Here is a 24114-nt window from a genome sequence, read left to right on the forward strand (position 1 = left end):
ATCCTGATCGCTATCTTCACCTCAAGCAAGCGACGCCGATGTCGGCGCCGAGAGAAATCAAAGGTTCAAGGCCATGATCGATCGCAGACCGTTCGACAGGCTTGGCGGCGCCGACCACGGTTGGCTCAAGGCCAAGCATCACTTTTCGTTCGCCAGTTACTACGACCCCAAGAACATGAACTGGGGCGCCCTGCGGGTGTGGAATGACGACGAGATCGCCCCCAATACGGGCTTTCCGCCCCACCCCCACTCGGACATGGAAATCATCACCTATGTCCGCAGCGGCGCCATCACCCACCAGGACAATCTGGGCAACAAGGGCCGCACCGAAGCGGGCGACGTTCAGGTGATGAGCGCCGGGTCGGGCATCCGTCACTCGGAATACAATCTGGAAGGCGACACCACCCGCATCTTCCAGATCTGGATCGAACCCAACCGCACCGGCGGCGCGCCGTCCTGGGGGGCCAAGCCGTTCCCCAAGGGCGACCGCTCGGGCAAGTTCGTGACCCTGGCCAGCGGCTTCGACAATGACGGCGACGTCCTGCCGATCCGCACCGACGCCCGCGTTCTGGGCGCCACCCTGAAGGCCGGCGAAAGCACGACCTATGACCTGGGCAAGACCCGCCACGCCTATCTGGTGCCGGCGGTCGGCTCGGTCACGGTCAATGGCGTCCAGCTCGACGCCCGCGACGGCGCGGCTATCACCGGTGAGGACGTCATCACCGTCACCGCCCTGAACGACGCCGAACTGGTGCTGGTCGACGCGGCCTAAAGGCGTCGAATTGTTCAATCTTCCGGCGGGGCGGAGCCCTAGGCTCCCCCCGCCTCTTTCCCCCCACACCCCTCACAGGAGGCCATCATGGCCAAGGTTCTGGTTCTTTATTATTCGTCCTATGGTCACATCGAGACGATGGCCAACGCCGTCGCCGAGGGCGCCCGCGCCGCCGGCGCCACCGTCGACGTCAAGCGCGTCCCCGAAACCGCGCCGCTTGACGTGGCCAAGAGCGCCCACTTCAAGCTCGACCAGGCCGCGCCGATCGCCACGATCGCCGAACTGGCGGACTATGACGCCATCATCGTGGGCACGGGCACGCGCTTTGGCCGCATGACCTCGCAGATGGCCAGCTTCCTGGACCAGGCCGGCGGCCTGTGGGCCCGAGGCGCGCTGAACGGCAAGGTGGGCGGCGCCTTCACCTCGACCGCCACCCAGCACGGCGGCCAGGAAACCACGCTGTTCTCGATCATCACCAACCTGCTGCACTTTGGCATGGTGATCGTGGGCCTGGACTACGGCCACGGCGGCCAGATGACCCTGGATGAAATCACCGGCGGCACGCCCTACGGCGCCAGCACCATCGCCGGCGGCGACGGCTCGCGTCAGCCCAGCGCCAACGAACTTGAAGGCGCCCGCTATCAGGGCCAGAAGATCGCCGAAACCGCGATCAAGCTGCACGGCTAAGCCTTCCGCCGTCCGCGTTCCTCCCCCGGTAGGACGGCGAGGATCCGCCCCGAAGCCCGACGGCTTCGGGGCGGTTTTCGTTTTAGCGACCCGCGACGATGGCGATGGTGATCGTCGAACCGTCAGGACCGGGCGCGGTCCAGCTTTCGCCGACCTTCTTGTCGACCGTCGGGCTGCAGTTGGGCGTCATGCCGGCCGGCGGCGCGGGGTCGGTCTGGGTGAGGCAGGTCTTGCCGTCAGCGATCTTCCAGGCGCCCTTCGCGATCGACCCATCCGGCCCGTGCGCCGAATAGGTTCCGTCGGCGTCGATGAACATCTTGGCCACGGCGCCATTGGGATAGGTGATCGCAACAGTGTTGCCATAGGCGCCGGCCATCGGATCGGCCAGCGCCGCGCCGGTGATCCCCAAGGCCAGGACGGCCGCCATCATCAAGGTCCGCATTGTTTTCTCCCGTTTTCAGTCGCCCCATCTGCGTGGGGACGGCGGGAGCTTAACCTTGCCGTGCGGCAAATCGATAACAATGTTCGGCAAAACAAAAAGGGCGGCCGCCTCTTCGGCGACCGCCCTGAATGTCGAAACCTGACGGACGCCTATTTGGCGGCCAGCGCCGCCTGGGCCGCCGCCAGGCGGGCGATCGGCACGCGGTAGGGCGAGCAGCTCACATAGTCGAGGCCGACGCTTTCGCAGAAGGCGATCGAGGCGGGATCACCGCCATGCTCGCCGCAGATGCCCATCTTGATCCCCGGACGGGCCGCGCGGCCGCGTTCGGCGGCGATGCGGATCAGATCACCGACGCCTTCCTGGTCGAGGCTGACAAAGGGGTCCTTGTCGAAGATGCCCTTGTCGATATAGGCGCCCAGGAACTTGCCGGCGTCGTCGCGGCTGATGCCGAACGTCGTCTGGGTCAGGTCATTGGTGCCGAAGCTGAAGAACTCGGCGGTGGCGGCCAGGTCGCCGGCCCGCAGGGCGGCGCGCGGCAGCTCGATCATGGTGCCGACCGTGTATTCGATCGCGATCCCCTGCTCCTCCAGCACCGCCTTGGCGGTGCGGTCGGTCAGGTCGCGCAGATATTTCATCTCCTCGCCCTTGGCGACCAGCGGGTGCATGATCTCGGGGATCGGCGCCGCCTTGCCGGACTTCGAAATATCGCAGGCGGCCTCGATGATCGCCCGCACCTGCATCTCGTAGATCTCGGGATAGGACACGCCCAGCCGGCAGCCGCGATGGCCCAGCATGGGGTTGGTTTCGTGCAGTTCCTTGGCCCGGCGCATCAGCTTGTCGGCGTCGAGACCCGTGGCCTGGGCCACGGCGACGACGTCTTCCTCGGTGTGCGGCAGGAACTCGTGCAGCGGCGGGTCGAGCAGGCGGATGGTGACGGGCAGGCCTTCCATGATCGTGAACAGCTCGACGAAGTCGGCCTTCTGGAAGGGCGCGATCTTGGCCAGGGCCGTGCGACGGCCCGCTTCGTCATCGGCCAGGATCATTTCGCGCACGGCGGCGATCCGGGTGTCGTCGAAGAACATGTGCTCGGTGCGGCACAGGCCAATGCCTTCCGCCCCGAACTGCCGGGCGGTCTTGGCGTCCAGCGGCGTCTCGGCGTTGGCCCGCACCTTCAGGCGACGGACCTCGTCGGCCCAGCCCATCAGGGTGGCGAAGTCGCCGGTCAGCTCGGGCTCGATCATCTTGGGCGAGCCCATCAGGATCTCGCCGGTCGAACCGTCGATGGTGATGATCTCGCCGGCCTTGAACTCGCGACCGCGAACCCGGAACAGGCCTTCCTTGGGGAAGATCCCGACCTCGCCGGCGCCGGAGACGCAGGCCCGGCCCATGCCGCGCGCCACGACGGCCGCGTGGCTGGTCATGCCGCCGCGGGCGGTGATGATGCCCCGCGCCGCGTGCATGCCGTGAATGTCCTCGGGGCTGGTTTCCTCGCGCACCAGGATCACGGCCTCACCGGCGGCGGCGGCCTTTTCGGCGGCGTCACTGTCGAAGACGATCTTGCCGGTCGCCGCGCCGGGCGAAGCCGGCAGGCCCGTGGCGATCACGTCACGATGGGCGGTCGGATCGATGGTCGGGTGCAGCAGCTGGTCCAGCGAGGCGGGCTCGACGCGGCCGATGGCCTCGGTCTTGGAGATCACGCCCTCGGCCGCCATGTCGACGGCGATCTTCAGCGCCGCCTTGGCGGTGCGTTTGCCGTTGCGGGTCTGCAGCATGTAGAGCTTGCCCTGCTCCACCGTGAACTCGATGTCCTGCATGTCGCGATAGTGGCGCTCCAGCGTCTCGACCACGGTCTTGAACTGCTGGAAGACGGCGGGCATGGCCTCTTCCATCGACGGGGTCTGGTCGCCCATTTCCTCGCGGGCGATCTTGGTCAAGGACTGCGGCGTGCGGATACCGGCGACCACGTCCTCGCCCTGGGCGTTGATCAGGAACTCGCCATAGAGGCGGCTGTCGCCATTGGACGGGTTGCGCGTGAACGCCACGCCGGTGGCCGAGGTCTCGCCCATATTGCCAAACACCATCGACTGGATGTTGACGGCGGTGCCCCAGGCCTCGGGAATGTCGTGCATGCGGCGATAGAACTTGGCCCGGTCGTTCATCCAGCTGGCGAACACCGCGCCGACGGCGCCCCACAGCTGCTCCTGGGCGTCCTGCGGGAACGGCTTGCCCAGCTGGTCGCGAACGGCGGCCTTGTAGTCCTTGATCACGGCGGCCCAGTCATCGGCGGTGAGGCCGGTGTCGACATGGACGTCCAGGCGATCCTTGTGATCGTCGAGGATCTCCTCGAACATGTGGTGCTCCAGATCGAGCACGACGTTCGAGTACATCTGGATGAAGCGGCGATAGCTGTCATAGGCGAAGCGGCGGTCGCCCGACAGCCTGGCCAGGCCCTCGACGGTCTCGTCGTTGAGGCCCAGGTTCAGGACGGTGTCCATCATGCCCGGCATCGAGGCCCGGGCGCCCGAGCGCACCGAGACCAGCAGCGGATTGGCGACATCGCCGAACTTTTTGCCCGTCAGGGTCTCGACCGTGCCCAGGCCGATATTGACCTGCTCGACCAGCTCGGTCGGATACTGCTTGCCGTTGGCGTAATAGTGGACGCAGGCCTCGGTGGTCACCGTGAAGCCCGGAGGCACCGGCAGGCCCAGCGACGACATCTCGGCCAGGTTGGCGCCCTTGCCCCCCAGCAGGTTCTTCATCGAGGCGTCGCCGTCCGCGCCGCCCCCTCCGAACGAATAGACCCAACGGGACTTGGTCAGCGTCTCTACCGGCATTTTGAGTTCACCCTGCGATAAGTGAAAGAGGCGGCGATCTTCTGTGTGATCGTCTCACCTTTGGACAAAGCGTGGAACGGTGATCCCGCACTGCAATATCCGGGGCGTTCACTAGCACTTTGGTCAAGAACGCGTCCACCAGCGCTTTGAGTTCCAGAGCGAAGACCGAAAATTTGGCAAATATTTCCAATGACAACGTTGTCTTGATTGAGTTTTGGCGTCGGTTACGACGTTCGTGGTCGGAAGAATTGTCTTTCGCCCGGAAACTCAGGCGCAAGCCACGCAGAGCGATCCGCCGCCAGACCGCAACCGCCTGCTGTCGCCGTCAGCCTGACCGCGGCGAACGTCGCCGCGAATCGAACGCGGCGCGCTTCGCCGTCGATGACGGGACAGGCCGCCCTGAAACCCGACACGCCGACCGCACCCGAACGGGCTAGCCGGGGCGTCCAGCGCGCGCGCTGAATGCCGCAGAGCAGAGGAAGTGTTACAAAGTCATGGTCTGGAACCCGGACACATCGAAGAGTAATGAGAGCGACCGACACAGAACTCGCCCTCCATGACGCCGCGACATATTGCCCCACGCGGCCCTTTTCGCGCCGCGAAGTTGATTGGCTTACAGGGCATTAACCTCGTTAGACCAGCCTCGCTGGCGTCAACCCGGGCGCAAGGCTGCGACATGCTGAAAACAATCAATCAAAAGGTGATCAGCGCGGGGGCGGCGGTGATGGTGCTGTGCACGGCCGGCGCCAGCGCCGGGCTGTGGTCCAGCCTCAGGCTGGACAGCGCCTTGCGCGAGGCCAATGTCTCGGCCGGCGTCCTGCGCAATCACCTGGAAGCCGACATGATGCACGACGCCCTGCGCGCCGACGTCCTGTCGAGCCAGATGGCGGGCATCCCGGGCGCCGGAACCCAGATCGACGACGTCCGCAAGGACCTGGCCGAGCACACCAAGATCTTTCGCGAGGCCATCGCCAGCAATGACCGCCTGGCCACCGACCCGGCCAGTCGCGCGGCCCTGCACGAGGTGAAGGCGCCGCTGGACAAATATATCACGTCCGCCGGCGAGATGGTCGAGATGGCCGCGACCAGCCCGGCCCAGGCGATCATCTCCATGCCCGACTTCATGACCCAGTTCACGGCCCTCGAAGGCGCGATGAGCGCGGCTTCGGACAAGATCGAGGCGGCCTCCAAGGCCGCGACGGTTCGCGCCCAGAAGGTGGCCCGGTTCTCCGAGTTGCTGATGGGCGCAGCGGTCCTGGCCGGCGTCCTGTTCGCGGCGATCCTGATCGTCATGTCGCGCGCCGCCATCGTCCGCCCCCTTCTGCAAATGGCCGCAGACATGCGCCGTCTGGCCTCGGGGCAGAACGATATGACGGTCAGTGGCGCTGGCCGCCGCGACGAGATCGGCGAAATGGCCAAGAGCGTCGAAGTCTTCCGCCAGTCCAGCATCGAGTGCCAGCGACTGCAGGCTCAGGCGGCCGACTTCCAGCAGGACCTGGACCGGAAACTCAAAGACATGGAGGCCGCGTTCGAGCTGGCGGGCCGTGAACAGAAGGCGGTTGTCGACGTCATGGCCAAGGGCCTGTCGGGCCTGGCCAGCGGCGACCTGTCGACCCGCATCGCCGCCCAGGTCAGCGCCGACTATGCCGCCTTGAAGCAGGATTTCAACGCCGCCGCCGCCGGCCTGGAGAGCGTCATCCGCACCCTTTCGGCGGTCGCCGGCCAGATCGGCTCAGGCACGGACGAGATCGCCCAGGCCTCCAGCGATCTGGCGCGCCGCACCGAACAACAGGCCGCCAGCCTGGAGGAAACCGCCGCCGCGCTCGATGAGATCGTCGCCACGGTCCGTCAGACCGCCGACGGCGCGACCCGCGCCACCGCCGAGGTCGCTTCGGCCCGAGAGGACGCCCAGCGCTCCGGTGAGGTGGTCAGTCAGGCCGTCGCGGCCATGGACGCCATCGAGGAAAGCTCGGGCCAGATCACCCAGATCATCGGCGTGATCGATGAAATCGCCTTCCAGACCAATCTCCTGGCGCTCAATGCGGGCGTCGAGGCGGCGCGCGCCGGCGAGGCCGGTCGCGGTTTCGCGGTCGTGGCCCAGGAAGTGCGCGCCCTGGCCCAACGCTCGGCCGACGCCGCCAAGCAGATCAAGACCCTGATCTCGACCTCGACCCAGCAGGTCGGCGCGGGCGTCGACCTGGTCGGCCAGACCGGCGAGGCCCTGGGCCGCATCGTTCAACGCGTGGCCGTGATTGACGAACTGGTGCTGGGCATTTCGGCCTCCAGCCGCGAACAGGCCTCAGGGCTGGGCGAGGTCAATTTGGCGATCAACCATATGGATCAGGTGGTCCAGCAAAACGCCGCCATGGTCGAGGAAGCCACCGCCGCCACTCACTCCCTCAAAGGCGAAACGGCGCAACTGATGACGCTGGTGGGCAAGTTCAAGATCGGCTCGGCCCCGGAAGCCATGCGGATGGCCGGGTAACGGGCGCCGCCTCTGCACATCCAGCGGCGCCCCCCTACATCCGGCGGCGCCCCCCTTGCGTCCTTCGAGGCGCGCTCAGGAGCGCGCACCTCAGGATGAGGAGGTCAGCGCACCGTCTTCCTCATCCTGAGGCGCCCGCGCAGCGGGCCTCGAAGGACCCACAGCGTCCGACACCGCGCGCTGGCCCCTACCCCGCGATCAGCGAGAAGTCCGCCACCCGGCCCATGGCGTCGCGGACGGCGGCCAGGGTCTTGAGGCGGTTGTCGCGTTCGGCGGCGACCTCGGAATTGACGAACACGCCGTCGAGGAACGCATCGACCGGGCCGCGCAGGCCGGCCAGTTCGCGCATCGCGCCGGTGAAGTCTTCCTGGGCCAGGGCCGCCGCCAGGGCCGGCTCGACGATCCGCAGGGCGTCGTGCAGAGCCACTTCCGGCGCCGAGGCGTCGTCCAGCAGGCCGCGCTCGCCTTCGGCCTTCCAGCCCTTCTTCTCCTCGGCCTTGAGGATATTGGAGGCGCGCTTGTAGCCGGCCATCAGAGTCTTGCCGTCGTCGGTCTTCAGGAACCCGTCCAGCGCCTCGACCCGGGCGACGATGCGCACGAGGTCGTCGTCGCCCAGAGCGAACACGGCGTCGACGAGGTCGTGGCGCTTGCCTTGGTCCTTGAGGGTCACCTTCAGGCGGTCGGCGAAGAAGGTAAGAATGTCTTCTTCCACCGAAGACGACCGGGCGTCGAAGTCGCGCTCAAATCGTCGGGCTTCGCCCGCAGCGTTATCGTCCACCATGTCTTGAGCATCAACACCGTCCGAAAGCACCCTTTCAGCCCGCTCATGCACCCCATAGCTAACACGCTCTGAAAGCTGATCGCGAAGATTCTCGAGGGCAAATTTCGTTAGATAACGAAGGCTCATTGGAGTCTTCGTTTGAAGGATTGTCCGGATTATGCCGAGTGCAGCTCGACGCAATGCGTAAGGATCTTTTGAACCTGTAGGCTTCTCATCAATCGCAAAGAAGCCGATCAGCGTATCCAGCTTGTCTGCTAGCGCCACGGCTACGCTCAGTGGCGCGGTAGGAACGAAGTCAGCCGGGCCTTGCGGCTTGTAGTGGTCGCGGATGGCGTCGGCGATCGCGGCATCCATCCCGGCGGCGCGGGCGTAGTAGCCGCCCATCAGCCCCTGTAATTCAGGGAACTCGCCGACCATCTGAGAGACCAGATCGGCCTTAGACAACCTCGCAGCTTCACCAGCTTCATCTGGATGCGCTCCAACCTTCACCGCAATTTGGCGGGCCAATGACATGATACGACCAACTCGATCGTCCATCGTGCCCAGCTTGGCGTGGAAGGTCACGCCGTTCAGCTTTTGCAGCCAGGCCTCGAACCCGACCTTGATGTCCTCGTCCCAGAAGAAGCGGGCGTCCGACAGGCGCGAGGACAGCACCTTGGCGTTGCCCTCGGCGATCACCTTGCCGCCGTCGGCCGCCTGGATATTGGCGATGGTGATGAAGTGCGGGGCCAGGCCGCCGGTGGCCGGATCGCGAACCGCGAAATACTTCTGGTGCGTGCGCATCGAGGTGCGGATCACCTCGGCGGGCAAATCCAGGAACGCCGGGTCCATGTCGCCCAGCACCGGGGTGGGCCACTCGGCCAGGCCGGCGACTTCGTCCAGCAGGCCCTGGTCTTCGACCAGTTCCAGATGACGGGCAAAGCACAGGGTCTCGCAGCCCTTGAGGATCAGTTCCTTGCGCTCTTCGACATCGAGGATGACGAAGTGGTCGCGCAGGCCCTTCTGGTACTCGTCGAAATCGCGGGCCTTGAACGTCTGGCCGCCCCAGCCGGGGCCGACGCGCATGAAGCGGTGGCCTTCGGAGACGTCGCCGCTGTCGATCCCGTCGATGCTGAACGGCACGACCTCGCGATCAAAGACGCACAGGATGCGCTTGAGCGGCCGCACCCAGCGCAGCTTGCCGCTGCCCCAGGTCATCGACTTGGGCCAGGCGAAGCCGCGCACGATGGCCTCGACCATCTCGGCGATGATCTCGGGCGTGGCGCGACCGGTCTTCTCGATGAAGGCCATATAGACGCCGTCGCGCTCGACCAGCTGGTCTTGCGTCAGGCCCGCCTTGCGCAGGAAGCCTTCCAGGGCTTGCGGCGGCGCGCCGACGCGGGGGCCCTTCAGCTCTTCCTTGCGGTCGGCCTGGGCGATCGGCAGGCCCTCGACCACCAGGGTCAGGCGGCGCGGACCGGCGAAGGTCTTCAGGGCCTCGGGCAGGAAGCCGGCGGCGACCAAATGCTCGCGCGCCAGGCGTTCCAGGTCGCGCGCGGCGTTGGCCTGCATGCGCGCGGGGATTTCTTCGGAGAACAGTTCGAGGAGAAGTTGGGGCATCTGACTTACGCGGCTTCCTGCTGCTTCACCCACTCCGAGGCGCACATCTTACAAAGGTCGCGGATGCGTCCGATGTAGCTGGCGCGCTCGGCGACGGCGATCGCGCCGCGGGCGTTCATCAGGTTGAAAAGGTGGCTGGCCTTGAGGACCATGTCATAGGCGGGCAGGACGAGGGACCTGTTGCCGTAGGAGCGGGCCAGCATCAGCGGGACCTGCTGTTCCATCTGCTCGAACTGTTGCTTGAGCACGGCCACGTCATAACCGTGGAAGTTGGCCTGCGACTGCTGACGCTCGTTCTCCAGGAACACGTCGCCATAGGTCAGGTGGCCCAGGGGCGCGTCGGGATCGTTGAACGGCAGGTCATAGACGTTGTCGACGCCGAACACGTACATCGCCAGGCGTTCCAGGCCATAGGTCAGCTCGCCGGCCACCGGCGAGACGTCCAGGCCGCCCACCTGCTGGAAGTAGGTGTATTGGCTGACCTCCATACCGTCGCACCAGACCTCCCAGCCCAGGCCCCAGGCGCCGACCGTGGGGTTTTCCCAGTCGTCCTCGACAAAGCGGATGTCGTGCAGCCGCAGATCCAGGCCGATGGCCTCCAGCGAGCCCAGATACAGGTCCTGCATGTTGGACGGGTTGGGCTTCAGGATCACCTGGTACTGGTAATAGTGCTGCAGGCGGTTGGGGTTGTCGCCATAGCGGCCGTCGCTGGGCCGGCGCGAGGGCTGCACATAGGCCGCGTTCCACGGCTTGGGGCCCAGGGCCCGCAGCACCGTGGCCGGGTGCAGGGTCCCCGCCCCCACCTCGATGTCGTGCGGCTGCAGGATCACGCAGCCATGCTCGCTCCAATAGTTATGGAGCGTCAGGATCAGGGCTTGGAACGAGGTGGGCTTGGGGCGCGACATCAGTGTCCGAACAGGGCCAGAAAAAAGTCGGCGGACCATAGGGCCCGCCGACTGGTGCTTCAAGCGAAGTTGGGACTCAAGAAGGGCTAGTTGCCCTTGGGCGTGGTGTTCTTGCCGGCGTTGCTGTCCGGCGTGCCGAACTTGGCGCGGTTCTGCGGGGTGTCGGCGACCGGCGGGTTGGACACGACGTCCGGATCGCCGGCCTTAAGCGTGGCCTGGGCTTCAGGCGATTGCGACGACAGGGGAATAACGCCCGACGTATCCGTGCCCGTCGCGGTCGCCGAGGCGGCGACGGCCGGGTTCGAGCTCATCATGCCCGGGTCCTTGACCGGGGCTTCCGGCGCGGCCGGATTGACCCGCTGGGCCTGATCGCTGGCGGAGACGTTCATCGCCGCGCCCGTGTCGGTGGCGGCGCTGGCTTGGGCGGCGGGCAAGTCGCTCGGCATCAGCACCTTGTCGACCACGTGCAGGATGCCATTGGTCGCCATCACATCGGCCTGAACGATCTTGGCCCCGTCAACCATCGGCGCATCACCGCTGCCGTCCAGCGAGACGCTGGAGCCTTCGACGGTCTTGACGTCGACCTTGGCCGCGCCGATCGCGCTGGAATCCACCTTGGTGTTGATCAGGTGGTAGGTCAGCACCTTCTGCAGCGTGGCGGCGTTCTCAGGCTTCATCAGCCGGTCGAGTTCGCCGGCCGGCAAGGCGGCGAAGGCCGTGTCGGTCGGCGCGAAGAAGGTCAGGTTCGGATTGGTCTTCAGCACGCTGGTCAGGTTGGTGGCGTCCAGGGCCTTCAGCAGGGTCGTGAACTGACCGGAGGCCTTGGCGGTCTCGATCAGATCGCCCTTGGCGACGACCGGGGCGATCGCGGCGGACGGTTCGGCGGGCATCGACTGAGCCAGGGCGGCGCCGGACATCAGGGCGACAGCAGCGGCAGCGGTAAACAGGCGCGTCATCATCATGGCGTAGGTCCTTGTGTTCGAGGCAAGGTTTACGCTTGGGACCACGCTCGGTTGCCGTGATCACGGGTTCGTGATCAAGCCGCCGGCCTATTTGCCGAAGAACACGAAGGCCGCGCCGGCCACGATCAGAGCGAATCCCACAAACGTCGTCCACTTCAGCGCCTCACCCAGATAGAGGTACGAGAACAGCGTGAAGACGATCAGGGTGATGGCCTCTTGTCCCGTCTTGAGCTGCGCTGTGGAATAGACTTGGTGGCCCAGACGGTTTGCTGGAACCGCCAGCATGTATTCTGGAAGCGCGATCAGCCAACTGCTGGCGATGGCCAGCGGCAGGGTCAGACTTTTGTTCTTCAGATGGCCGTACCACGCGAACGTCATGAACACGTTTGAGGCGACCAGCATCAGCCAGGGGGCGAACTTCAGCCAAGTCGCGGTCATGGGTGTGGCCTTTGAAAAGGTGGAGGTGGAATTCCCCCTGACTAAAGCAAGCGCGCGGCGCCACGCCAGGGCGAGGACAGCGCCAAAAGCGGCTTTTTTTGATGCAACAGCAACGCTAGTTGCTCAAAATTCAGGCGCCGCGCCCATTTCCTTTCCAAATCCTTGCTCAACGACCGCACCTCGCGGGGCTCGCCCGATAGCGTAACCCCACCGGGGAAAGCGATGCAGCGCGTAGTGGCGGCTTCGGCGGTGATCATCTGGGCGTTCGCGCCCGCCAACCAAGCAAGAGGAGCCCGCGACAACGGCGGGCCGGAGCAAGGCGGATGAAACTGATCATAGCGATCGTCAAACCCTTCAAACTCGATGAGGTTCGCGAGGCGCTTGTCGCTGCGGGCGTCGAGGGGCTGACGGTGTCGGAAGTCAAGGGTTACGGCCGTCAGAAGGGCCAGACCGAGATCTACCGGGGTGCGGAGTACCAAGTGAACTTCGTTCCCAAGGTGAAACTGGAAGCGGTCGTGGACGATGCGTCCGCGGCCAAGGCTGTCGAGGCGGTGAAGGCCGCGGCGGCCACGGGCAAGATCGGCGATGGCAAGATCTTTGTCCTCAACGTGGAAGACGCCGTGCGCATCCGGACCGGTGAAACCGGCCCGGCCGCTCTGTAAAACTCATCGGGAACAGGGGATAACCGACGATGAAATTGACCTTCAAACCGCTGGCTGGGCTACTGCTCGCCGCGACACTGGCCGGAGCGCCGCTCGGCGCCGTGGCCTTCGCTCAGGAGACTGCGCCCGCCGCGGTCGCCGCCGCGCCCGCCGAGGCTGCGCCGGCTCCGGTGGCCGCACCCGTTGAGGCCGCGCCCGCCGAGGCGGCCGCGCCCATTCCGGACAAGGGCGATAACGCCTGGATGATGACCTCGTCCATTCTGGTCCTGCTGATGATCCTGCCCGGCCTGGCCCTGTTCTACGGCGGCCTGGTCCGCTCCAAGAACATGCTGTCGGTGATGATGCAGGTCTCGACCGTCGCCATCATCGGCTTCATCGCCTGGGTGCTGTGGGGCTATAGCTTCGCGTTCACCGACGGCGGCAGCTGGGACAAGTATGTCGGCGGTCTGAGCCGCGTGTTCCTCAAGGACGTGACCCCGGCCAGCAATGTCGGCACGTTCTCGACGGGCGTCGTGATCCCCGAGTTCACCTTCATCTCGTTCCAGGCGACCTTCGCCGCCATCACCGCCGCCCTCGTGGTCGGCGCGCTGGTTGAGCGCATGAAGTTCGCCGCCATCGTGGCCTTCGCGGTCCTGTGGCCCCTGCTCTCCTACTATCCGATGGCCCACATGGTCTGGTGGTGGGCGGGTCCCGACAGCGTGGCCGCCAACCCGACCGCGCCGATCCAGTCGGGTCTGCTCTGGGGCTTCGGCGCGCTCGACTTCGCCGGCGGCACCGTGGTTCACATCAATGCCGGTATCGCCGCCCTCGTCGGCGCCGTGATCCTCGGCAAGCGTCAGGGCTACGGTAAAGAACCGATGCCGCCGCATTCGCTGACCCTGACCCTCGTGGGCGCGGGTCTGCTGTGGGTGGGCTGGTTCGGCTTCAACGCCGGCTCGAACATGGAAGCCACCGGCTACGCCTCGCTGGCGATGATCAACACCTTCGTCGCCACCGCCGCCGCCGGTCTGTCCTGGATCGTCGTCGAGTGGATCACGAAGAAGAAGCCTTCGGCCCTGGGCCTGGCTTCGGGCATCGTCGCCGGCCTCGTGGCCGTCACCCCGGCCGCCGGCTTCACCGGTCCGATGGGCGCTGTGATCCTGGGTCTGGTCGTCTCGCCGATCTGCATCATCTTCTGCTCGGCCGTGAAGAACGCGCTGAAGTACGATGACAGCCTGGACGCCTTCGGCATCCACGGCATCGGCGGCATCGTCGGCGCCATCGGCACCGGCTTCCTGGTCAACCCCGACTGGGGCGGCGCTGGCGTCGTCGACTACACCACCTGCGCTGCGGACGGTGACATCTCGACCTGCGACAACGGCGTCTACGACATGGGCGTGCAGGTCATGGCCCAACTCAAGGCCGTCGGTGTGACGGTCGTGTGGTCGGCCGTCGCCAGCATCATCGTGTTCATGGTGATCAAGCTTGTCATCGGTCTGAAGGCGTCGCCGGAGTCCGAAGAAGAAGGCCTGGACATCTCCGAACACGGGGAACGCGCCTACCACAGCTAGGCCCTACGGCTCAGCTGAAAGGCGAAGGGCGCGGAGCTTGGCTCCGCGCCCTTTCCTTTTGTTCAGACGACGTTGAAGCCTGTTCAGACGAAGTTGAAGCCTAAGGCGCGACAGGCGCGCGGCGCATGCGGACGATCGGCACGGGCGGATCGAGGATCTGACCCTTCATGACCGGGTTGTTGGCGACGCCCGGGGTCGGCAAGGCCAGGATCTTGCAGACCACATCCATGCCCTCGACCACATGGCCGAAGGCGGCGAAGCCCAGATTGTCGCCGGGCGCGTTCGGATCGGCGTCCAGATAGGGCGCGTCGCCGACGCAGATGAAGAAGTCCGAGGTGGCGGTGCCCGGCGCATTGCGGCCGATCGACAGCGTGCCATCGACATGTTTGAGCCCGGTCGTGGTCGTCGGCTCATGCGCGATCGGCTTCAGCACCTTGGCCGGGTCGTTCTGCACGCCGCCCTGGATCAGACCGTAGTCCACCGCGCCCGGCGCGCGCGAAGCCCGAAAAAAGGTCGCGCCGTCATAGCGCTTCTGGTCGACATAGCGCAGGAAGTTGCCCGCCGTGATCGGCGCGCGGCCGATCTCCAGCGCAATCACGATACGCCCCTGGCCGGTATCCATATTGACCAGGACCGTGGCGGGCGGCGCTAGCGCCGGGGCGAGGTCCGGCGGCGAAGTCTGGGCCAGGGCCGCTGAAGCGACCAGGCTCAGCCCGGCCGCCATGATGTCGCGTCGCTTGATCATCGCAGGATCTCCTGTCCATCCAGCCGACACCGGCGAACCCACCAGTCGGGCCGCAGGCTTTCCAGGCGCTCGACCAGGCCCTCGGCCTCGATATCGCCGGCGCAGAGGGCGAAACACGTGGCGCCGGAGCCCGACATGCGGACCAGAAGGCTTTCCGGCTCGGCGCGCAGCATGGCCAGCACCTCACCGATGCGTGGCTCCAGGGCGACGGCGGGAGCCTCCAGGTCGTTGCGCGTCGCCACGGCGAGCCAGCCGGCGAGTTCTTCAGCGCTCTCGAAGGCATCGGGCATCCAGGGCCGCGCTTGCCCCTGCGCCGCGACGGCGGCGTCATAGGCGCGATAGACCGCGCCGGTGGGGGACGGGACCAGCGGATTGACCAGCACGGCGTGCAACACGGGCAAGATCGGCGCGGACGAAAGCTGTTCTCCCCGCCCCTCGGCCATCACGGGCCTTCCCCAAAGACAGGCCGCGCCATCGGCGCCGAGGCGGGAGGCCAGGGCTTCCAGCCTCGCGTCGGCAAGGCCTGGCGCCAGGGCGTCACGCAGCAGCCGCAGGGCCGCCCCCGCATCGCTGGAACCACCGCCCAGGCCGGCGGCGATCGGCAGACGCTTGTCCAGCAGGAGGCGAAACGGCGGCAAGGGCCCGGACGCGGCCGCGTGAAAGGCCCGCGCGGCGCGCATGACCAGATTGTCGTCGCCGGCCGGGATGTCGGCGCCGAACAGGCCCGTCGTCTCGAAGCCTGGCGCGTCGCTGGCCTGGATCGAAACCTCGTCGCCGACGTCCGCGAAGACCATCAGGCTTGAGATCGGGTGATAGCCCTCCGCATCGGGTTCGCCGACGTGCAGGAACAGATTGACCTTGGCCGGGGCGAAGGCGGTATGGCGCATGACAGCCCCTATGACGAACCAGGGTTCGTCCGATAACTCAGTTGCGGGCGATGGTCGACTTGGCGGCGGCGCCGGTTACGCCCAGCCCGTCCTTCAGCTTGGCTTCGGCCTCAGCCTTTTGCTTGTCGTCCGGCTCAAGGCTCAGCACCCGACGCCACTGGAACTGCGCCTCGATGCGCCGATCCACCCGCCAATAGGCGTCTCCCAGGTGGCCGTTGACGTCCGGATCGCCGGGCTCCAGCTCGACGGCCGCCTCGAGCTTCTCGACGGCGGTCTTGTAGTCCCCCAGCCGATAATAGGCCCAGCCCAGCGAGTCGAGCATGGCGCCGGACTGCGGTCGAGCGTCGACCGCCTTCTGGACCATGGCCAGGGCCTGGGGCAGGTTCTCGTTGCGGTCAATCCAGGAATAGCCCAGGGAATTGAGCAGTTCCGGGTCGTCGGGATTGAGCTTCAGCGCTTCGCTCAGGTCGCGCTCGGCCTCGGTCCAGCGCCCGGACTGCTGAAAAGCGATGCTCCGCAGATAGAGCACGCGCCAGTCAGGATGGGCAGCCTCGCTGGTGATCAGCGGATCCAGAACCTTGACCGACTCGTCCCAGCGCTGGTTGGCCAGCAGCAGGTCGGCCAGAGCGATCTGGACGTCACGGTCGCCCGGCGCCCCGGCCATGGCCTGCCGGGCGATCTCTAGGGCGCGCGCCTTGTCGCCGCTTCTCTGATAGGTCCAGGCCAGCTTGTTTTGGGCCGCCGCATATTGAGCCGAGCCCAGCGGGATATGATTGTAGGCCTCGATCGCGCCGCGATAATCATTGGCCTGGTTCAACAGATTGCCGAGCGGAAGCCAGGCGTCCTCGCTCTCGGGATCCAGGCGCAGCGCCAGGCGCAGATAGGCCAGGGCGAACTGGCCCTGACGCTCGCGCGCGAAGGTGGCCGCGCACTCCACCAGATTTTGCGAGGCCCCTTGCCTGATCGACAGCTGCGGCGGCGGTGCGCCCTTGGCCAGCGCCCGCGCGCGCGCCATGGTCAGGGCGGCGTCCGTCGGATCGGCGGCCAGGGCCTGATCATACAGCGCCACAGCGTCGGCCTGCCGTTTGCGGCGCTCAAGGAACGCCCCATAGTCGAGGACGAACAGTCCGCCGGTCGCCGATGTCGTGGTGAGCGCCTTGTAGTCGGTCTCCGCCTCATCATAGCGGCGGGCCCGCTCGAACAGCCTGGCCTGCCCCAGCTGGCCAAAATACTGCACCAGCCGATCGTTCTGCAGGGTGGGCTGCACCGTTGCGCCCTCGGCGTCGCCCGCAGCGGCGGCCAACCAGGGCCCCAGCAAAGCGGCGACCTGTCGGTGCGGGAAGGCCATGGGCTCCGCCCCCAGCAGGGCCTGGGCGGCCTTGCCCTGACCCGAGGCCAGCAGCTCCACAACCCGGGTCAGCACCCCAAGCCGCTTGACCGCCTCGTTGGCGTCCTCGCCGCGCGGCGCGACCTGGGCGGCGCGCGTCACCTCTCCCGACAGCAGAAGAGCGGTGAAGGTTCGCTCGCCAATGATGCCCGGATCCTCGTCCAGAACCCCCGCCGCGCCGAAATAGTCAGCAGCCTCGCGGGTATAGCCGTCACGCAGCGCCGCCTGCCCGGCCAGGAACTGGCCGTAGGAACTGCGCTCGTCGAAAAAGGGATAGCTGGCCTTCACCGGGCCGCGCAGCGCGACGTCCTGGGTCGTGGCGCAGGCCGACAAGGTCAGCAGGGACGCGGCGGCGAGGAGAACTTTGAAACGCATGAGGCCACCCTGTTGGGTTTCGACGCGCGCCGCAAGTCCGCGACGCGCGGCAAAAACGTTTGGTGAGCTCAAAGCGCGCCAACAAAAAGGCCTCCCGATCAAATCGATCGAGAGGCCGGGTCGTCACATGTTCGGATAGTTCGGACCACCGCCGCCTTCAGGCGTCGTCCAGACGATATTCTGCGACGGATCCTTGATGTCGCAGGTTTTACAGTGGACGCAGTTCTGGGCGTTGATCTGGAAGCGCGGATCGGTCCCCTGCTCGTTGTAAAGCACCTCATAGACGCCCGCCGGGCAGTACAGCCGAGCCGGCTCGCCATATTTGGGCAGGTTCACCGAAATCGGGATCGACGGGTCCTTCAGCGTCAGGTGGGCCGGCTGATCTTCCTCATGGTTGGTGGCCGACAGGAAGACCGAACTGAGCTTGTCAAAGCTGATCACGCCGTCGGGCTTGGGATAGACGATGGGCTTGTAGTCCTTGGCCAGCCCGGTCGAGGCGGCATCGGTCTTGTCGTGCTGCATCGTCCCGAAGAACGAGAATCCGCCCAGCAGGTGGGTGCACCACATGTCGAACATGCTGACCGCGCCGCCCAGGGCGGTGCCCAGCTTGCCCAGGATCGGCTTGGCGTTGCGGACGACCTTCAGCTCCTTGGCCACCCAGCTCGCTTCGAAAGCGGTTTGGTACTCGACCAGTTCGTCGCTGGCGCGCCCCGCAGCCAGGGCCTTGAAGGCCTGCTCGGCGGCCAGCATGCCGGTCTTCATGGCGTTGTGGCTGCCCTTGATGCGCGGCACGTTGACGAAGCCGGCCGAGCAGCCGATCAGCGCGCCGCCGGGGAAGGTCAGCTTGGGGATCGACTGATAGCCGCCTTCGGTGATGGCTCGCGCGCCATAGGAGATGCGGCGGCCGCCTTCCAGGTGCGGCTTGACCGAAGGGTGGTGCTTGAAGCGCTGGAACTCATCGAACGGCGACAGCCAGGGGTTCTTGTAGTTGAGGTGGACCACATAGCCGATCGACACATAGTTATCGCCGAAATGGTACATGAAACTGCCGCCGCCGGTCTTGTCGTCCAGCGGCCAGCCGGTGGTGTGCTCGGCCAGGCCCGGCTGGTGCTTTTCGGGCGGCACCTGCCACAGTTCCTTGATGCCGATCCCGTACTTCTGCGGCGACTTGCCGGCCGAGAGGTCGAACTTGGCGATCAGTTGCTTGGCTAGCGAGCCGCGCACGCCCTCGGCGATGAACACGTACTTGCCGTGCAGTTCCATGCCCGGCTGGTAGTCGTCCTTGTGGTGGCCGTCCTTGGCGATGCCGACCACGCCGACGACGACGCCCTTCAGGGACCCGTCCTCGTTCCAGACCATGTCCGAGGCGGCGAAGCCCGGATAGATCTCAACGCCCAGTTCCTCAGCCTTGCCCGCCAACCAGCGACACACATTGCCCAGCGAGGCGATGTAGCAGCCGTGATTGTGCATGAATGGCGGCAGGGCGAACATCGGCAAGGAAATCTCACCCTGCGGGCCCAGCATCAGGAAGCGGTCCTTGGTGACGGGCGTCTCAAGCGGCGCGCCCTCGTCCTTCCAGTTGGGGAAGAGCTCGTTCAGGGCCTTGGGATCAATCACCGCGCCCGACAGGATATGCGCGCCGACTTCGGAGCCCTTTTCCAGAACGGCGACCGAAACCTCGGTTCCAGCCTGGGCGGCCAGTTGCTTGAGGCGGATGGCGGCGGAGAGCCCTGCCGGACCGCCGCCAACGATGACGACGTCATATTCCATCGACTCGCGTTCGAGGACTTCGCTCATGGGATCTCCCGCCTGGGCCCATCATCAGCTGGGATGGAGCCCGCGTTTCTTGCTGTTGAATCTCACCTTATCAGAACGTGACGCAGCGATGGTCAAGGAGAAAGCCGTGACTTTTGTTGCATCGCAGCGTGGAGGCCCGCCAAAGTTCAGGCTAAGGATAACGTCATGAGCCTCGCCGTCGATCCGCGCGCCGTTGAAAGTCTGCTCGCCTTCTGGGCCGATGCGGGCGTCGACGCGAGCTATGCGGATGACCCGATCGACCGCCTGGCCGAAGGCGCGGCCCTGCTGCGCGCCCGCAGCCAACCCGCGCCCGTCGCCGCCGCGCCGCGCCCCGTCATGGTCGCCGGCGGGCTGCAAGATGTTACCTTCGCCGTTGCTCAGGCGCGCGCCGCAGCGGCGGCCTGCCAGGATCTGGACGCCCTGGCCGCCGCCGTCGCCGCCTTTGACGGCTGCCCCCTGAAGACCCAGGGCGCCAAGCAGGCGGTCTTTTCGCGGGGACCCGGCGATGCGCCGCTGATGATCATCGGCGAATGCCCCGGCGCCGACGAAGACACCCAGGGCCAGCCGTTCGTCGGGCGGGCCGGACAACTGCTGGACCGCATGTTGAAGGCCGCCGGCCTGACCGATCGCGCCTTCATCACCAACACCGTGTTCTGGCGGCCGCCGGGCAACCGGACCCCAACGCCGCAGGAACAGGCCATCTGCGCGCCCTTCGTCGAACGGGCCATCACGCTGGTCAATCCCAAGATGCTGCTGCTGATCGGCGGCGCCTCGGCCAAGGCGATGCTGAAGCGCGATGAGGGCATATTGGCGTTGCGCGGCCGTTGGTTCGAATGGACCGCGGCCGACGGCGGCCAGGAATTGCCCGCCCTGCCCACCTTGCATCCCGCCTTCCTGCTCAGGCAGCCTGCGGCCAAGAAGAAGGCTTGGCAGGATCTGCTGACCCTGACCGAAAGGCTTGATCGCCCGGAACGTCCCCACTAGGACTCTTCTCGACCAAAGGGGGACGCGCGCCTTTCGAGACGCGTGGTTAGGCATTGCAGCTCATCGCTAGACCTCTGGCCGTCCTGTCGGCCCTCGCCCTGTGCCTGTGCGCCGCCGTGGGCGCGCGCGCGTCCAGCCTCGAGCCGCTGTCCGGCGAGGATGTCCGTTACTATCGCGCGGCCTTCGCGGCCTCCGACCGCGGAGACTTCGACGCCGCCGAGGCGGCCCTGGCCGATACGCGCGACAAGAGCCTGGCCGGACGCCTGGCCTATGCCAAGCTCATGCACCCGCGCGCCTACACCGCCTCCTACCACGAGCTCAACAACTGGCTGCGCGCCTATAGCGACGAAGCCGGCGCCGACCGCATCTACGCCCTGGCCCTCAAGCGTCAGCCGGCCAAGGGTCCCGGACCGCGCCCGCCGGTGCTGTTTGTCGCGTCCGAGGACGGGCCGCCGCCGGCCGACAAGGCCCGGGGCGCGCGCGAGGCCTATTATTCCGGCGACATCACAACGGCCCTGGCCCTGGCCCAGCGCAGCGGCGAGCGCTGGATCGCGGGCCTGGCCGCCTATCGGCTGGGCCAGACGGCCCTGGCCCAGACCTATTTCGAACACGTGGCCCGCGACGAGAGCCAGGACGACTGGCTGCGCGCCGCCGGGGCCTTCTGGGCCGCCCGCGCCGCTGTCGCCTTCGGTCGCCAGCACGACGCCCGCGCGCTGTTGATCCAGGCGGCGCGCACGCCCAACACCTTCTACGGGATGATCGCGGCCCGCCAGTTGGCCCTGGCGGGCGTCGCCCAGCCCAACGACCCCGATGACCCGATCGCCGCCCTGATTTCCCGGTTCAGCTATGACGGCCCCGACCTCACGGCCCTGGGACGCCTGCTGGACGCCGATGAGCGGGCCCGCCGGGCCGCCGCCCTGGCCCAGATCGGCCGCTGGACGGAATCCGGTCAGGAGCTGCGCGCCGGCCTCTCGCTGGCCAAGACCGACAAGGCCCGCAGCGCCTGGATGTCCCTGACCCTGACCCTGAACGCCGGCGCGCCGCTCAATGCCGGCCGGCCGGTGGCCCGTCTGGGCGCCGAGGACTATCCCCTGCCCCCGCTGGAGCCCAAGGGCGGCTTCACCATCGACAAGGCCATGGTCTACGCCCTGGTGCGCCAGGAAAGCCGCTTCGACCCTACGGCGGTGTCGGGTTCCGGGGCCGTGGGCCTGATGCAACTGATGCCGATCGCCGCCGCGCGCGCCGCCGGCGACGACAAGCTGCTGGCCGACAACACCCCGCTGCTGGACCCGGCCTTCAACCTGCGAGTCGGCCAGGACTATTTCACCTGGCTGATGGATCGCGGCCTGCAGAGCCCCGACATCCTGCGCGCCGTCGCGGCCTATAACGGGGGCCCCGGCGCCCTGCTGAAGGTTCAGAACCAGCTGGGCGAGGACTGCGACAGCCTGCTGCTGATCGAAAGCCTGCCGGCCTTCGAGACTCGCGACTATGTCGAGAAGGTCATGGCTTCGTACTGGACCTATCGACGCCTGCTGGGCGGGGAAACCCGCACGCTCGACGCTGTCGCCAGCGGGGCCCGGGTCGTCGATTTCAGGCTGGACCTGTAGGTCAGCCCGCCAGCCGCGCGGCGCCCAGCGCCTTGATCAGACGCTCCAGCCCCTTGTCGCCCGATCGAAAGCCGCCGCTGGCCTCGTAGCGCCGGACGGACACCAGCAGGCCCTGCGGCTGTCGGCCGGTCATCCATCGCGACAGCCATGACCCGCCCGGACGCGCCAACCAGCCGGCCTTGTCCGACCCGGCGCCGAGCTGCCGCTCCACGCCCCCGCGCCATCCCTCGGGCAGGATCGCATCGGGCGCCAGGATCAGCAGCCAGTCACCGCGCGGCGCGACGCATCCGGCCTTCAGCCGCGCGCCAAGATCACCGTCGCCGCCGACCACCCGCGCGCCGCTGTCCTCGGCGATCTCCAGGGTCTCGTCGGTCGAGCCGCCGTCGGCCAGCACCACCTCGCGCACCAGACCGTCCACCGCCGCCGAAACGAGACTTGAAAGACCGGGACCCAGGGTGCGGGCGCTGTCGAGCGTGGGAATGACGACGGTGAGCATGGACCCTGCATCCGCGCCTCAGCGACGCGGGTCAAGAGTCGTTCTTGTTATGTTCTAACTTCAGTTCTAAGATCGCGGCATGGCGACTCCGGCTCACCTCAACCGCGTGGCTCTCAAGGGCCGCGGCGCGCGCACCAACGACAGCGGACGCTTTGAAAGCTTCCGCTCGGAATCCTTCGAAGACGGCTGGACCGAGGAGGATGAGGCGGCGCGGCCGCTGGTCACCTCCATCCAGCCGATGAAGTCCAAGACCATCATCGCCAGGAACGACAGTCCCGACATCGGCTTCAACCGTTCGATCAACCCCTATCGCGGCTGCGAGCACGGCTGCATCTACTGCTACGCCCGCCCCGCCCACGCCTATCTGGGCCTGTCGCCGGGCCTGGACTTCGAATCCAAGCTGTTCTTCAAGCCCGAGGCCGGCAAGCTGCTGGAGCGCGAACTGTCCAAGCCCGGCTACAAGCCGCAGGTGATCCATATCGGCGGCGACACCGATCCCTATCAGCCGCAGGAAAAGACCCTGCGGGTCACCCGGGCGGTGATCGAGACCCTGGCCCGATTCAATCATCCCTTCACGATCATCACCAAGTCGGCCCTGATCACCCGCGACCTCGACATCCTGGGGCCCATGGGTCAGGCCGGCCTGGCGCGGGCGGCGGTGTCGGTCACCACCCTGGACCGCAGGCTGGCGCGCAGCATGGAACCGCGCGCCGCGACGCCGGAGCGCCGTATCGACGCCATCCGCCAGCTGTCCCAGGCCGGCGTGCCGGTGACGGTGATGTTCGCCCCCGCGATCCCGTCGCTGAACGATCACGAGATGGAGGCGGTGCTGCAGCGCGCCGCCGAGGCCGGGGCCACATCCGCCGGCTATGTGGCCCTGCGCCTGCCGCTGGAGATCAATGACCTGTTCCAGCAATGGCTGGCCACCGACCATCCCGACCGCGCCAAGCGGGTGATGTCCCTGGTGCGCCAGATGCGCGGCGGCGCGGCCTATGACTCCGAGTGGGGCAAGCGGATGACCGGCGAAGGGCCGGTCGCCGAGGTGATGAACCAACGCTTCCTGATCGCCCGGCGTCGGTTTGGCCTGGACGAGCCGTCGATGCGGATGGACGTCGGGGCTTTCAAGGTCCCGGCCAAGGCCGGCGATCAACTCAGCCTATTCTAGGCATACTGAAGCCTGGGCTTGACTATATGGAGACTGAGATTTAGTGAAGTTCAGACTTCACTTTTGAGGACGCGCCCATGTCAGACCCCCTTGCTGTCCATGACACCTTCGTCCTGGAGCGCGCCTATCCGGTTGCGCCTGAGCGTCTGTTCGCGGCCTTTTCCGACGTCGCCCAGAAACGTCGCTGGTTCGCCGAGAACAAGAACCACGACCTCGAGCTTTTCGAGATGGACTTCCAGATCGGCGGGGCCGAAACGGCGCGCTATCGCTTCAAGGCCGACAGTCCGTTTCCGGGTGTCCAGCTGGCCAGCGACTCCCTCTATCTGGATATCCAGCCCGCGCGCCGGATCGTCATGGCCGGAAAAATGGCCATGGGCGGACGGGTCTTCTCGGCGACCCTGGTCACCCTCGAGATCCTGCCGACGGCGAAGGGCTCGGATCTGATCTGCACGCATCAGGGCGCGTTCTTCGAGGGCGCGGACGGGCCGGAAATGCGCAAGGACGGCTGGCGCCTGCTGCTCGAGGGCCTGGCCGAGGCCGTAGCCTTTTAGGCG

21 protein-coding genes are annotated in these 24114 nt (G+C 66.6%); 9 read left to right on the forward strand and 12 right to left on the reverse strand.

Annotated elements, in window-relative coordinates; genetic code table 11:
* The first annotated feature begins 73 nt into the window (after positions 1–73).
* Complete coding sequence (locus tag ACW18B_RS14490) at positions 74–772, forward strand: pirin family protein (protein WP_492047731.1); 699 nt, start codon at positions 74–76, stop codon at positions 770–772.
* A gap of 87 nt (positions 773–859) precedes the next feature.
* A complete protein-coding gene (gene wrbA, locus ACW18B_RS14495; protein ID WP_492047732.1) occupies positions 860–1459 on the forward strand; it encodes an NAD(P)H:quinone oxidoreductase in 600 nt (199 codons plus the stop codon).
* Positions 1460–1541: 82 nt separating this feature from the next.
* Here the strand turns inward: wrbA and ACW18B_RS14500 are convergent, their stop codons facing one another.
* Both ACW18B_RS14500 and ppdK read right to left on the reverse strand, forming a co-directional pair.
* Entirely contained in the window at positions 1542–1901 is a 360-nt protein-coding gene (locus ACW18B_RS14500) for a hypothetical protein (RefSeq protein WP_492047733.1), read from the reverse strand.
* A 149-nt stretch (positions 1902–2050) separates the two neighbouring features.
* Complete coding sequence (gene ppdK, locus ACW18B_RS14505; RefSeq protein ID WP_492047734.1) at positions 2051–4735, reverse strand: pyruvate, phosphate dikinase; 2685 nt, start codon at positions 4733–4735, stop codon at positions 2051–2053.
* Between the two features lie 676 nt (positions 4736–5411).
* Between ppdK and ACW18B_RS14510 the strand changes: the two genes are divergently transcribed.
* The gene (locus ACW18B_RS14510; RefSeq protein ID WP_492047735.1) at positions 5412–7220 is read left to right on the forward strand and encodes a methyl-accepting chemotaxis protein; all 1809 of its coding nucleotides are present in this window, start codon (positions 5412–5414) and stop codon (positions 7218–7220) included.
* Positions 7221–7407: 187 nt separating this feature from the next.
* Here the strand turns inward: ACW18B_RS14510 and glyS are convergent, their stop codons facing one another.
* From glyS to ACW18B_RS14535, 5 genes are all read right to left on the reverse strand, one after another.
* On the reverse strand, positions 7408–9600 hold the full coding sequence (gene glyS / locus ACW18B_RS14515) for a glycine--tRNA ligase subunit beta (RefSeq protein WP_492047736.1): 2193 nt from the start codon (positions 9598–9600) through the stop codon (positions 7408–7410).
* Positions 9601–9605: 5 nt separating this feature from the next.
* The gene (locus ACW18B_RS14520) at positions 9606–10505 is read right to left on the reverse strand and encodes a glycine--tRNA ligase subunit alpha (RefSeq protein WP_492047737.1); all 900 of its coding nucleotides are present in this window, start codon (positions 10503–10505) and stop codon (positions 9606–9608) included.
* Between the two features lie 86 nt (positions 10506–10591).
* Positions 10592–11467, reverse strand: coding sequence for a fasciclin domain-containing protein (locus tag ACW18B_RS14525; RefSeq protein ID WP_492047738.1), 876 nt, complete (start codon positions 11465–11467; stop codon positions 10592–10594).
* An 87-nt stretch (positions 11468–11554) separates the two neighbouring features.
* The gene (locus tag ACW18B_RS14530) at positions 11555–11905 is read right to left on the reverse strand and encodes a DMT family protein (protein WP_492047739.1); all 351 of its coding nucleotides are present in this window, start codon (positions 11903–11905) and stop codon (positions 11555–11557) included.
* 41 nt (positions 11906–11946) lie between these two features.
* Complete coding sequence (locus tag ACW18B_RS14535) at positions 11947–12162, reverse strand: hypothetical protein (RefSeq protein WP_492047740.1); 216 nt, start codon at positions 12160–12162, stop codon at positions 11947–11949.
* A 66-nt stretch (positions 12163–12228) separates the two neighbouring features.
* Here ACW18B_RS14535 and ACW18B_RS14540 point away from each other — a divergent pair, with 66 nt between their 5' ends.
* Together ACW18B_RS14540 and ACW18B_RS14545 are read left to right on the forward strand one after the other, a co-directional pair.
* A complete protein-coding gene (locus ACW18B_RS14540) occupies positions 12229–12567 on the forward strand; it encodes a P-II family nitrogen regulator (protein WP_099445818.1) in 339 nt (112 codons plus the stop codon).
* Positions 12568–12596: 29 nt separating this feature from the next.
* On the forward strand, positions 12597–14117 hold the full coding sequence (locus ACW18B_RS14545; RefSeq protein ID WP_492047741.1) for an ammonium transporter: 1521 nt from the start codon (positions 12597–12599) through the stop codon (positions 14115–14117).
* A gap of 100 nt (positions 14118–14217) precedes the next feature.
* Here the strand turns inward: ACW18B_RS14545 and ACW18B_RS14550 are convergent, their stop codons facing one another.
* The 4 genes from ACW18B_RS14550 to ACW18B_RS14565 all read right to left on the reverse strand — a co-directional run bounded on the left by ACW18B_RS14550 (position 14218) and on the right by ACW18B_RS14565 (position 19308).
* Complete coding sequence (locus ACW18B_RS14550; protein WP_492047742.1) at positions 14218–14862, reverse strand: peptidylprolyl isomerase; 645 nt, start codon at positions 14860–14862, stop codon at positions 14218–14220.
* A complete protein-coding gene (locus ACW18B_RS14555) occupies positions 14859–15749 on the reverse strand; it encodes a 4-(cytidine 5'-diphospho)-2-C-methyl-D-erythritol kinase (protein ID WP_492047743.1) in 891 nt (296 codons plus the stop codon). The genes ACW18B_RS14550 and ACW18B_RS14555 overlap by 4 nt, the downstream gene beginning before the upstream one ends.
* A gap of 37 nt (positions 15750–15786) precedes the next feature.
* Positions 15787–17511, reverse strand: a complete 1725-nt coding sequence (locus ACW18B_RS14560; protein ID WP_492047744.1) for a tetratricopeptide repeat protein — start codon at positions 17509–17511, stop codon at positions 15787–15789.
* A gap of 123 nt (positions 17512–17634) precedes the next feature.
* Positions 17635–19308, reverse strand: a complete 1674-nt coding sequence (locus tag ACW18B_RS14565) for an electron transfer flavoprotein-ubiquinone oxidoreductase (protein ID WP_492047745.1) — start codon at positions 19306–19308, stop codon at positions 17635–17637.
* Positions 19309–19473: 165 nt separating this feature from the next.
* On the opposite strand from ACW18B_RS14565, the gene ACW18B_RS14570 reads away from it, so the two are divergent.
* On the forward strand, positions 19474–20292 hold the full coding sequence (locus tag ACW18B_RS14570) for a uracil-DNA glycosylase (protein ID WP_492047746.1): 819 nt from the start codon (positions 19474–19476) through the stop codon (positions 20290–20292).
* 53 nt (positions 20293–20345) lie between these two features.
* Positions 20346–21899, forward strand: a complete 1554-nt coding sequence (locus ACW18B_RS14575) for a lytic transglycosylase domain-containing protein (RefSeq protein ID WP_492047747.1) — start codon at positions 20346–20348, stop codon at positions 21897–21899.
* A gap of 1 nt (position 21900) precedes the next feature.
* On the opposite strand, the gene ACW18B_RS14580 is transcribed toward ACW18B_RS14575, so the two are convergent.
* Entirely contained in the window at positions 21901–22395 is a 495-nt protein-coding gene (locus tag ACW18B_RS14580; protein ID WP_492047748.1) for a glycosyltransferase, read from the reverse strand.
* A 79-nt stretch (positions 22396–22474) separates the two neighbouring features.
* On the opposite strand from ACW18B_RS14580, the gene ACW18B_RS14585 reads away from it, so the two are divergent.
* Positions 22475–23560 (forward strand): PA0069 family radical SAM protein, encoded by a 1086-nt coding sequence (locus ACW18B_RS14585; RefSeq protein WP_492047749.1) that lies wholly within the window; start codon positions 22475–22477, stop codon positions 23558–23560.
* A 77-nt stretch (positions 23561–23637) separates the two neighbouring features.
* Positions 23638–24111, forward strand: coding sequence for an SRPBCC domain-containing protein (locus ACW18B_RS14590; RefSeq protein ID WP_492047750.1), 474 nt, complete (start codon positions 23638–23640; stop codon positions 24109–24111).
* Positions 24112–24114 lie beyond the last annotated feature (3 nt).

The sequence above is a fragment of the Caulobacter sp. FV2ps19 genome, from assembly GCF_058681035.1.